Raw genomic sequence first — 11161 nt, forward strand, 5'->3', positions numbered from 1 at the left:
TTATTCCTTCTACTTCAGCATAAGTACTTTCGTTTATCATGCTATAAAATTTATGCCACTATAATCAATATTCAAATAGTTAGGGTTTGCTGAAAAAATCAGAAAAGAGTTGAAATGTTACCATTGCAGACATCTTGCCCGCTATAGGTGTACCTCACCATTGATGTAATCTGCTGTATCAAAAGCTGGAAACTCAGACAAAGCAAGATTTTTCTCTATTTCGGCCCTTCCTTTTTCCTTTTGCTATAAAATACCCTAAGTAGAGCAAGCTAAAAAAAAGACGTTGCATTTCTAAGAAAAAACACTCTAAAGGCAATAAATATAAACTTTTGAGATAATTTACAATTTGATACATATTGCGAAAATTTACCATGCTCTACTTATGTTTATATATTTTCCGGCTCTGGAAATACAGCACTTTCCGATGTAATGAGGTACACCTTAATTTTAAGGTAGAAGTCAGAAGTAAAAAGCTAAGAATATTGGACTGTACCTCATAGCAAAGAAAACCGCTGTAATTATCAGGCTAACTATACTAACTTAATGGTGTCTTTGATGAATAAAAATTTACCAGAAGTAAATCAAATATCCGATTCTGATGTTGCTGTTGAAAGTCAAGATAAAATATCGACTCCAAGAAAGAGTAGGATTGTTAGTAAATTTTTATCCCCTGCATTGAAATTTTGGTTAAAATCCCAACTAGAACAGGTAGAACAATTAAAATTTCTGATTGAAGGAGGCAATCGCCAAATTCTTACAGGAAAAATTCCGCAGGTTTCTGTTGCTGCTTCTAATGTAGTTTTTCGAGGATTGAATTTAACTGAGATAGATTTATCTGCTACTGGAATTAAGATTAATATTGGTCAAATTATCAAAGGTAAACCATTACAAATATTAGAATCTTTTCCTTTATTTGGTGAACTTAAATTACTACAATCTGACTTTAATGCCAGTCTAAAATCTCCTCTCTTAGCTCAGGCGATCGTTGAATTTTTAACTCCATTATTACCATCAGATTTTTTAGAACAGCTAAAACAACCAATTAATTTGTATGATCAAAAAGCTGAATTTTTTCCAGGTAGACTATATTTATCCACTAATTTTTTGTCTACATCAGATGAAAAGATTTCCTTGACTTTACATACTGATTTAAAGCTTGCTAGTAGCTGTGAATTGTTGTTGGAAAATCTAGAGATTCAGATTTTCCAACAGCCTAGTTATGACTTTTCAAATAAAATCAAAATTGACTTAGGCTCTGATGTTGAACTAAAAGAGTTAACATTAAATTCTGGTCAACTTAGTTGTCAAGGTCGCTTAATGGTGAATCCATAATATCATTTCTCAAAAACTTTTCTATATTTTATTGAGCAGGATACCCACCCCGAACCCCTCCCAGGAGGGCAGGAGGGAAAAGTAAAAAGTAAGAATAATTAACACTAACTGGCCTGTTTTTAGCAAAAAAGTGATTCAACCTGCTTTAATTAGGGTTTGCTGAAAAAGTATTTTTGCTCTTCGTAGTAGTCAGTAGTCAATAGTCAATAGTTAGGAGAAATGGTGGATTACAGAAGATGTAGCTGGAATAATTGTCCCCCTATTTTTCCGCCGTTACCTGACAAAATACTAGCTTTATGCAGCTCTTGCCACCGAAAAGCTGTCACTTTTTGAGACCAAAAAATCCTACAACCAATATCAGTCAATGCTTTTGCTGACGCAAAGCTGGCGCTAAGGTATTTAATCAGCAAACCCTAATTAGTTAATAACTGAGGTCTTACCCAAGTAGAATTGTTATAACTCCAACGATACTAAATTCTAAGTATTGAGAAGTGGTAAAAGTAGAGTAAAAAAATAGTATATGAGAGGTGCAGTAAAAACATAACTATCCGTGCGGTCAAGAATCCCTCCGTGTCCAGGAATTAGTTGTCCAGAATCTTTCACACCTGCATCTCGTTTCATCATCGATTCGGTCAAATCTCCAAGTAGACTAGCAATGCCTACTACTAAACCCAAAGCAGCACCTGTCCAAGGCAAACCAGGCCAACCTAAGTACCAAGAACCTACTGTTGCTACGACCATACTACCTACAACTCCAAACACAGCGCCTTCCACAGTTTTTTTGGGGCTTATTTCTGAAAGTCTAATTCGGCCAAAGAACTTTCCCACAAAATAAGCACCAATGTCAGCAGCCCATATACAACAAAAACCAAGTAGAGTAAATGTTAAACTCGGAGGCCAACTCAAAGGGTCTATCCATGAAAGATCCCAGTAATTTCCTAGTGAAATTTTATCTATAACTGTTTGAGGTGTCTGTAACTGAGCTTCTAGTCCAACTCTGAGTCTAATCCAATAACTTGGTAGATATCCACCATAAAATAGACCTAAAATTGATGATGCGATGTCAGCGATTGTGGCTAATTTTGGCTGAAATAGTAGATAAAAACAAATCAGAGTTCCTGCTAATGTAAATATAGCATCTACTAAATCAGGGGCTAGGGCAGCTACTACCAACATAACTTGACTTAATGCTAGGGTGGTTTTGGCTGCTGGTGAAATACCTTTGGCGCGTGCTAGTTGAAAATATTCTTGTTGGCCTAAGTAAACGATCGCCCCCATGCCTACTGTAAACCACCATCCCCCGAAAATAATCATTCCCAAAGCAACAGCGATCGCCACTAATCCACTAATAATACGAGACCAAGACATAATATATACAAATTTAGATTAAATAATAAATTATAGGTTAAGTTTTTGCTCCAAAAATGCAGCGTTAAATTTCCAATAATTTAATATCTAATTATTATAGACATTTAATTCATTGATAACTATTACTTAATTTATAAATCTATATATTTATTTCAATAGACATCTCCAGAAAGGAGGGAACAGGGAACAGGGAATAGGGAACAGGGAGAAGAATAATTGATAATTTATGGATAAGAATTGATTTTATTTTTGATTTTTGGAGATGTCTAATGTATTGTATTGCTCAAGATTAGTTTAATTAGCAGAAGCCCCACACTGAAAACGTCAGTATCAGTGTAGGATAAATGCGTTATCTTTCTATAAATTTATCTATTTCTAAACGTTTATCTTCTACATCATCAGGTAAATTATCAATGAAATAACTATAATTTCTTTGATAATAAAGTCAGACTATTTTAAATAGGTGAGATAAAAGTAATTGTTCATAGACCTATTCCAGATGGCTTCACAATTAAAACAGTATGAGTTAAGTAGGCAGGCGTTAAAATTTATTGTTAGATGAAGACAGAAGGGAAGAGGTTTAAAAGCCACTTTACTTTTTGTTACATAGTTAGTTTTTTTCATGCCTACCTAACTTACTAAAAAGCTAATGGTTATTATGTTACTCTTAGCCTCGAAGAAAAGTATGTGTCAGAAATTCAACTAGAAGCAAAACAAGGTAAAATAGATAAGTCCCTGAGAAGCCCATCTCTGATTCTTCTTCGGCAGTGTGGGAGTATGTCACAGCAAAATTCAATCTATTTTCTCACCACTAAGGATAAATATGGGATTAATTGCTGCAAAAGTCTGATGTATACCTCTTGTCTCTAAACGATTTAGTGCAGGTTGAACTACTTCTACATTGCGAACCTGTAAATCAGCAAAACTTTCAGAAACAGCATAAAGACTTTCTAGATTAGCAGCAGTAGCTATGACCCTGCCTTGTGGTAATAACCTTTTCCAAACTTCCTGGAGTATGGCTTTGATATGACGGCCTCCCTCTATACAGACACGACTGGGTGCTTCAGCTAAACCATCAAGACATTCAGGAGCATTACCTTCAATTACTTTCACATTCTCCACTCCAAAGCGATCGCAGTTTCTCCGAATTAAATTTGCTACATCTCGATCCCTTTCTATGGCAATAATGCGGCCTTGGGGACATATCAATCCAATTTCTACTGGTATAGTGCCTGTTCCTGCCCCAATATCCCAAACAATAGAGTCTGGTTGTAATCGTAAATAAGATATTAACAGTAAGCGGACTTCTCGCTTACTCATCGGAATGCCTGGTAAACGTTCAAATAGGTCATCGGAGATACCTGGAGTAACATAAGGCCAAAGTGGAGAAGGCATAGGAAAATTTTTTTTAAGCAGGAATTCACAAAAGAAGTTGATATTTCAGTATTTATCTATAGCTAAACGCTAAATATATAGCACTATAGTTTTTTTGACTATATTTAGTGTTAATAGATAACTAAATTAGATATATTTTGGTTTTGATTGACTACTCCCCGGACTCAAGTCACGGGGAAACAAGCGCAGATACTACGCAACAGGATAAATCCGTGTTGCTCCGTTTCTTCGAGCGCTGACCAAAGATATACTCTTTGGGGACAATTTCATTGTGCCCCTACACAGTTGGCTTAAGTTTAAACTTAGCTTTCTGCTTACTTTTGTGATTATATTTGCAGCCCCATTACAATCTGCATTCACGAAACAATTATTACCAGTTCTATACAAACCACGCTTGATTCTTTTCGGTGACGGTTTCCAATCATTGGGTTTCTCACCATAATTAGGCAGATAGTCACCATCTAAAAATGAAGCGACACTTGTATAACTCTCTTCTGTTTCTATAAATTTTATTCCATATTCATAGCATAATTGAGCTATTCTTTCTTTGAGTCTAGCTGTAGGAATTGGTACAAATTCAGAATTACTTTTCTTTCCTAATTCTATTTGATTTTTCTGACCTTTATTCCAACCAAAAACAATTGTACCAATAGAATTTTTGTGCGCAATGATTAATTACTATTCTGGCTGCTTTATTAATACCGTCACGGATTTGGCGGTTACGCTTTTCTGTAATGGCAGCTAGTTTATTTGACCAAAATCCAGTCGGTTGATTTTCTTTAATAGTTGATATCTGTTTGTTGTACCAACGATTCATTGATTTGAGATGTTTACCATCTATAATTAAGCTAGTACCGACATTCGATACACAGGTCAACCAATTATTGACACCATGGTCTATTCCTAAGACATTTTCTTGATTTAACTGAGGTTTAACTACTGCTTCTTTTTTATAGACAAATTCTTGGGTAAAGCATCTATTTCTCGGTAATATTCTCAGCTCTTTGAGAGTAGAAAATACGAGATTACTTGGCATTGGAATTAAAAAGCTATCTACTCCAAACCAGCGTTTACAGGTATTCCCTAGTGGTACTCTAAGAAGATTATCTTTAAGTTTTAATGCTTGAGAAGGGTAACTTACTGTAGCCATTCCCCCTTTTTTTCTGTAGTTAGGAATCCTTGGTCTGTCTGAGATTTTTCCTGAACTATAGGCAATTATAAGACCATAATAAGAGCGAAATGATTCAGCTACAGTTCTCAATATTTGTTGTGCTGCAAGAGAGATGCAGAACTTGATAGTGATTGTTCTTTTTGTATACCTTTTCTTGCGTCATACTTGCCAATGCCTTTTTGAGACTTAAAATATAGTTGCCTGGCATAATATATTCCCATGTTAGTGAGCTTGTGAGACTCTTCACACAAGAATGTTAAAATAGCAATTAATTCGGGATTTTTACCTACTAAAACTTGCTGACAAGAGTACATTGGAAACAGGCGGACCGAAAAGTTCTTGTCGATCATAGTAACAGAGGGCAACTCAAGTTGTCTAGTCCAAACGACTCCCTTATTTGCATCTCCCCACTTCAAACACGGGGGCCTTCAACGTGGCTTTTCGGTCAAATAAAATACATCGGATTAAAATCCGACGAGTTGCCTTTCATCCATCGCTTAAAAGACGATGGCTTTCATGCTCCCGTGTTATTTAGGTAATGATTTACCGAATAATTAATAATTAAATAATTCTGGTTTAAAGCTTCTCCTTTTAAGGGGAAAAAGCGGTCGATCGTGGCAGCTTCCCGTAGGGTGGGATGGCGTTTTGCTTCGCAACATATAAAGCGGAGTGGCTCTCCTCCCCATATCCAATCGACCAAGAGAAGAAATAATATTTCCTTATATTCAATCAAGAGTGGTTTTAACTAGAGGTAATTATCCATTATCTATTAATGAACATACCCAAATTATTGTCTAGTCTGATTTTAAGGATAAAGGTTAAAATCTAGACACTTTCATGGTTCTGAGAGTTGGGTCACTACACCCTGTGATTATCCCACCCAATGCCCGGACTTGTTCAAGTATTTTCAAATGTTGTTGAGTAATAATTTCTCCAGGCATTAACACTGGTATACCGGGTGGATAGGGACAAATAAGTTCAGCACTGATACAACCTAAAGATTTTTCTATGGGTAAATAATCTTTTTGGGCAAAGAAGGCATCTCTAGGAGATAAAGGAGTTAAGGAATCAATTAAATAATCGTCAATTTCTGTCTTAAAGTCAGTTAGCTGGTTAAGTTTATTTCTACAATTTTGCTCTGCTAAATTTACTAGAGCATCTATTAATAGATCAATATCTGCCTTTGTATTTCCCAGAGAAATAATAAATGTCAGACTTTTGAAAGTTGGTAATTCACAGGTAACACCTAATTTCTGATGCAAAATTTCATCAGCTTCATACCCGCTCAAACCAATATCAGAGACTTTTATTGTTAATCTGGTTTGGTCAAGAGCAAAAAAACCAGAATTAATATAACTTTCATCAACTTTTCTGCCTTTGATAAAAAAAGGTAATCTTTTCCCCTCATTAGTTGATAAGTCTGAATTTTCTTGTGAGCTAGTCAAGCTTCTTATTTCTCTGTCAAATACAGAAAAATTTGGCAGTTGACTAATTCTATTTCTAACATCCCTAGCTAATTCTAAAGTCTGGCTCATTAGTTCTTGACCAAACAAAGCCATTTGTTGGCGGGCAGCATCAAGAGATGCCAAAAGTAAATAGTTTGGACTACTAGACTGTAGCATTTGTAGGGCTTGGCTGAGTCGGTAGGAGTCTATGCGCTTACTGCCAAGATGCAACATTGATGCTTGGGTCATTGCCCCTAATACTTTATGAATGGATTGTACTGTTAAATCTGCTTCACCAACTAATGCTGGAGTTGGTAATTCTCGATGAAAAGCAAAATGTGGGCCATGAGCTTCATCTACTAATAGGGGAATATTATATTTGTGGACTTCTTGGGCGATCGATGCAATATCTCCACAAACACCATGATAGGTAGGATAAATTACCATCACTGCTTTGGTGTCTGGATGTTTTGCTAAGGTTTGGGCAATAGATTCAGGGGTGACACTCAGAGCAATATCCCAATCTGAGTCATATTCTGGATGGATAAAAATCGGAATTGCTCCAGATATAATTAGCCCAGAAATTACTGACTGATGAATATTCCGAGGCAAAATAATTTTATCCCCATTGCCACAAGTAGCTAGTATTCCGGCGATAATTCCTGTAGTTGAACCGTTGACTAGAAATTTGGTTTGTAATGCACCGAAGGTTTCTGCTGCTAATTCTTGAGCTTCTTTAATTACACTTTCTGGAGCAAATAAGTTATCCAATTCTGGTAATTCTGGTAAGTCTGCTAGAAATACTTTTTTACCTAATAAGTCATTAAGTGGTTGTGGAATGCCTTTTCCTTGTTTATGTCCTGGTGCGTAGAAAGGAGCATGAGATTTTTGGGTAAGATTTTTGAGAGTTTGAATTATTGGTGCTTTGTTTTGGTCGAGCATTTCATACCGTTTCACGGAAGTCAAAAGTTAAAAGTCAAAAGTTAAAAGTAATATTTTTAAAGCCTTCATCTATAGTGTTTAAATTTTATCTATACTTCAATCTCCTCTCCTTCCAACATTCCTCATCTCTTAGTTAAGAGTTCTTAATTTTTCTTTCCCCTACTTCCTACTTCCTACTTCCTCTTCATCTTAAGTAAAATATTTCTTTTAAAGCATTAATTTTAGCTTTCCCAATTCCACATTTTAATTTTGTAATTGGTTCTAAGCTTTTCCAATTTTGACGTGGAGCTTCAGCAATACGTTCTGTTGCTTTTACTAATTCAACTTGTTTCAGTTGACTATTTGGCTTTTCGATTAAATATTTAAGTGCTACTTGAATTTCGTCTTTTGTAGCAGTAGAAAGATTTACTTTTTCAGGTTCGGGCATTGCTTGGGGAGTCAGATAAAATACTTCTTTTAAAGCATTGACTTTAGCTGTTGTAATTCCACACCCTAATTTTGTAATATGTTTAAAATCTTTCCAGTATTGACGGGGTGCTTCATCAATACGATTTGTGGCTACTGCCAGTTTTACTCCTGTTAATTGGCTGTCTGGTTTTTCAATTAAGTATTGAAGTGCTATTTTAATTTCGTCTCTCGTGGCGGTTGAAAGATTTATTTGTGGTATTTTTTCCCCAGACAAAATTTGGCTAATTTTTTCAGTTTCTTCACTTTCATCAGCAATAACACACCAAACTTTTTCTAAACCAGCAGCTTCAGCTACGGCAAAAATAAAGGAGTTGCCAATTACTTCATATTTATTCTTTTCTAATTCTTTGACAATTACAGGTACCCAGTTTCTTCCACCTAATTCATTGAGAGCTTTTGCAGTTGCTGAAATGATAAATTCTGGAGCATCTGTGCCATTTCCTGGTTCAATTTTGTACATATATAGGTGCATTAAATTGCCAATATTACTCAAGCTACTCATAATAAAAAATATTCCTTCACCAAATTCTTATAATATTCACGAACTATCTTATCTTTATAAACAGCAGGTATGTTAGAAAAAGCAGAATTGGCAATGGCAGCATAATAAGGTAATTCAAATATTTTTATATTTTTATTTGCTACTGTATAACGGGGATAAAAATAGGGTAGCAGGTCAAATTTATTATTTGGATCTTTTTTTGCTTCTTTTATTAGTTGATTGATATAAGATTTAGCAACTTTCATTTGAGCTTCAGTCGCTTTCTCACCATTAAAGAAAATAGGTAGAATCAAAGGCCCGCCATTTTCTCTTGCCCGTTGAACTTCAGGTATATATTTTTTGATAGCTACGGCTGCATTTTCTAGAGAAAATAAATTGTTATGTTTTGCGGGCATTAAAACTACATCCGCAGCATAAATTGCACTTTGACTGAAAATTCGCCAGTTGGGAGAAGAATCAATCAAAATATAATCATAGTGATTTTTTAATGGATCTAATATTTCACTTAATTTCGTAGCATCTATGTTTTGACGTAATTTATCTTCTAACCAAAATTCCAAAGGTTCATTCAAAGGAATAGGAATCACATCAAAGCCAAATTCTTTTCGCAGACCCTTAGACTTGATTTTGTAGGAATAAATTACATCTTTAACATTAATACTTTCATTTATTAAGCACTGATTAAAAGAAGGTTGACTAGATTTAATTGCTAGAGAATTTGTTAGGTCTCGTTGGTCAGGGTCAAAATCTACAATCAAAACTTTTTTATTCAAAAGAGATAGAGTTGCTGCGGTATTGACTGTGGTTGTTGTTTTACCTACGCCACCTTTCTTATTATAAACTGCTACTGTTAAAGCTTTTTGTGGCTTATCAATTTTTTCTTTAATTGATGTAGCTATTTTGATGATATTTTCTGGATTAATTTCCAAACAAACTGTCGCTGGATGAATAACTTTTCCATGCTTTCTAAATAATTGGATGTGATTAGCATTCGTAATTATTCCCCACTTAACTGTTTGACAGTTTTCTGCTAACAAATACCGTTTAATTTGCACAACTGTCTTTTTATATTGTGTCGAATCAGCATCTAAATTAACATTCCTAGCTTTCAATTCTACGAGAATATCTGGATTAGTTTTGGTTTGATTAAATATATCATCTTCCGTATTATGACGCAGAGCATGATCGACTGCTTGAGTACCAATGCCTGTAGAAAAAGCAGGCACCCTTTCATTTATCCCAAAACCTAAAAAATTGAATAATTCAGACGCAAAAATCTGATTAACTAGCTCTTCAGATGCGTCCTCGGGCAGATTTTTGACCAAAGCATCTACAAGGGCTTGATTTTTCGCAGCACTATCCATCTGTCGTTAATTTTTTTGACTTTAACTATCAGCTTATCACGACAGATATGGCAAAAAATCTCAATTTTATCTACTTACTTAACTTATCTACTATATGTATTTATAAGCTCGATTAGCAGTAACCGGATTAAAATTCGTATCTACAAATTGCACAGGACTAAAAGTATCAATCCACAAGTGAGCACCACAATTAGTCGGGTTGTGGGGTCGATAAACAATTCGACAAGGACCTTTGATTTCTAGTTGATAACCATAGTTATTGTGATTAGTCTGCTTTACAGAAACTACTGGTTTTATATCTTTTAGTGGGTGATTTGCATTGCGCTGAATTATATGCTGATTAACATGAATCATTGTGGGTTTAGTACGCCTTCGCTTACACCAAATTCCTTTCGGACCTCTTCTACCAGGAGAAATTATGGGCATTTCACGATCTTCTGGCCCATAAATGGGAATTTTCCAGAAGCCATTTTCTTTGTAAGCACCTTTGACCCTACCTTGAGCTAATAATATCCGCAAACGTTGAGCTGAAATACCTAGTAAATATGCTGCTTCTCTAGTTCCAATAATTTTTTCTTTAACCATTGTACAATAGTTTTTTTGACAAAATGATAACTAATAATCAAAAAATACTTTAACTTATTTTCTAGCTAAAAATCACTAACTGCTCTATAAAACTGATACAAAGCGTCACATAAGGTGACAATCTGATGTTTACTTCCTGCTTTCCTACGGAATGCTACGCAAACCACTGAGGCCGTCGGCGGTTACTCATCCACAGGCATTCACGGTCGTTCGCGTTAGCGTTGCGGAGCAAACCGACCGCATTTCTCAAATTAATACTGGCGTTTAAATCTCGATCTATTGACAAGCCACAGTCAGGGCAATCATAAGTTCTCAGGCTTAATGGCATATCTTGGACATGACCACAGTTAGAGCAAGTTTTTGATGATGGGAAAAACTTGTCAACTACTACTAACTCACCAAGCGTACCACTGGCACTTATATTCAAGCTGTCTCCTAAACTCATAAAAACACTATCTGCTAACTGATTTAGCTAGCTTATGGTTAGCTAACATACCGCGAACATTCAAATCTTCAATTACTACACTGCCGTGGTTGTTATAGTCGATGGGAGGTATTATCCTCCGCACCTCTACTTCAGAACCGGACG

The 11161-nt window shown here is 35.5% G+C and carries 10 protein-coding genes and 1 pseudogene; 1 reads left to right on the forward strand and 10 read right to left on the reverse strand.

The genetic code is table 11. The features are described 5' to 3' along the window. The first annotated feature begins 555 nt into the window (after positions 1 to 555). Entirely contained in the window at positions 556 to 1332 is a 777-nt protein-coding gene (locus AC3DU7_RS01950) for an LmeA family phospholipid-binding protein (RefSeq protein ID WP_488037686.1), read from the forward strand. A gap of 477 nt (positions 1333 to 1809) precedes the next feature. On the opposite strand, the gene AC3DU7_RS01955 is transcribed toward AC3DU7_RS01950, so the two are convergent. From AC3DU7_RS01955 to AC3DU7_RS02000, 10 genes and pseudogenes are all read right to left on the reverse strand, one after another. Beyond that, positions 1810 to 2700, reverse strand: a complete 891-nt coding sequence (locus AC3DU7_RS01955; protein WP_488037687.1) for a phosphatidate cytidylyltransferase — start codon at positions 2698 to 2700, stop codon at positions 1810 to 1812. Positions 2701 to 3492: 792 nt separating this feature from the next. Next, entirely contained in the window at positions 3493 to 4095 is a 603-nt protein-coding gene (cbiT, locus tag AC3DU7_RS01960; RefSeq protein WP_488037688.1) for a precorrin-6Y C5,15-methyltransferase subunit CbiT, read from the reverse strand. Positions 4096 to 4717: 622 nt separating this feature from the next. Continuing rightward, positions 4718 to 5245 (reverse strand): transposase, encoded by a 528-nt coding sequence (locus AC3DU7_RS01965; RefSeq protein ID WP_488037689.1) that lies wholly within the window; start codon positions 5243 to 5245, stop codon positions 4718 to 4720. Positions 5246 to 5352: 107 nt separating this feature from the next. Further along, positions 5353 to 5580: a hypothetical protein gene (locus tag AC3DU7_RS01970; RefSeq protein ID WP_488037690.1), complete on the reverse strand. Its 228-nt coding sequence runs from the start codon at positions 5578 to 5580 to the stop codon at positions 5353 to 5355. A 200-nt stretch (positions 5581 to 5780) separates the two neighbouring features. Continuing rightward, on the reverse strand, positions 5781 to 5966 hold the full coding sequence (locus AC3DU7_RS01975) for a hypothetical protein (RefSeq protein WP_488037691.1): 186 nt from the start codon (positions 5964 to 5966) through the stop codon (positions 5781 to 5783). A 118-nt stretch (positions 5967 to 6084) separates the two neighbouring features. Beyond that, positions 6085 to 7653, reverse strand: coding sequence for an aminotransferase class I/II-fold pyridoxal phosphate-dependent enzyme (locus AC3DU7_RS01980; RefSeq protein ID WP_488037692.1), 1569 nt, complete (start codon positions 7651 to 7653; stop codon positions 6085 to 6087). Between the two features lie 184 nt (positions 7654 to 7837). Further along, on the reverse strand, positions 7838 to 8623 hold the full coding sequence (locus AC3DU7_RS01985; protein ID WP_488037693.1) for a ParB N-terminal domain-containing protein: 786 nt from the start codon (positions 8621 to 8623) through the stop codon (positions 7838 to 7840). Beyond that, a complete protein-coding gene (locus AC3DU7_RS01990) occupies positions 8620 to 9987 on the reverse strand; it encodes a ParA family protein (protein ID WP_488037694.1) in 1368 nt (455 codons plus the stop codon). Before AC3DU7_RS01990 ends, AC3DU7_RS01985 begins: the two co-directional genes overlap by 4 nt. A gap of 90 nt (positions 9988 to 10077) precedes the next feature. Beyond that, complete coding sequence (locus tag AC3DU7_RS01995; RefSeq protein ID WP_488037695.1) at positions 10078 to 10572, reverse strand: hypothetical protein; 495 nt, start codon at positions 10570 to 10572, stop codon at positions 10078 to 10080. A gap of 154 nt (positions 10573 to 10726) precedes the next feature. Further along, positions 10727 to 11161 (reverse strand): annotated as a pseudogene (locus AC3DU7_RS02000) (RNA-guided endonuclease InsQ/TnpB family protein); the annotation flags it as partial.

This window comes from Okeania sp., assembly GCF_983059655.1.

Coding starts and splice junctions, on each gene's coding strand:
- AC3DU7_RS01950 (WP_488037686.1), top strand. CDS start 556: ATGAATAAAAATTTACCAGAAGTAAATCAAATATCCGATTCTGATGTT.
- AC3DU7_RS01955 (WP_488037687.1), bottom strand. CDS start 2,700: ATGTCTTGGTCTCGTATTATTAGTGGATTAGTGGCGATCGCTGTTGCT.
- cbiT (WP_488037688.1), bottom strand. CDS start 4,095: ATGCCTTCTCCACTTTGGCCTTATGTTACTCCAGGTATCTCCGATGAC.
- AC3DU7_RS01965 (WP_488037689.1), bottom strand. CDS start 5,245: ATGGCTACAGTAAGTTACCCTTCTCAAGCATTAAAACTTAAAGATAAT.
- AC3DU7_RS01970 (WP_488037690.1), bottom strand. CDS start 5,580: ATGTACTCTTGTCAGCAAGTTTTAGTAGGTAAAAATCCCGAATTAATT.
- AC3DU7_RS01980 (WP_488037692.1), bottom strand. CDS start 7,653: ATGCTCGACCAAAACAAAGCACCAATAATTCAAACTCTCAAAAATCTT.
- AC3DU7_RS01985 (WP_488037693.1), bottom strand. CDS start 8,623: ATGAGTAGCTTGAGTAATATTGGCAATTTAATGCACCTATATATGTAC.
- AC3DU7_RS01990 (WP_488037694.1), bottom strand. CDS start 9,987: ATGGATAGTGCTGCGAAAAATCAAGCCCTTGTAGATGCTTTGGTCAAA.
- AC3DU7_RS01995 (WP_488037695.1), bottom strand. CDS start 10,572: ATGGTTAAAGAAAAAATTATTGGAACTAGAGAAGCAGCATATTTACTA.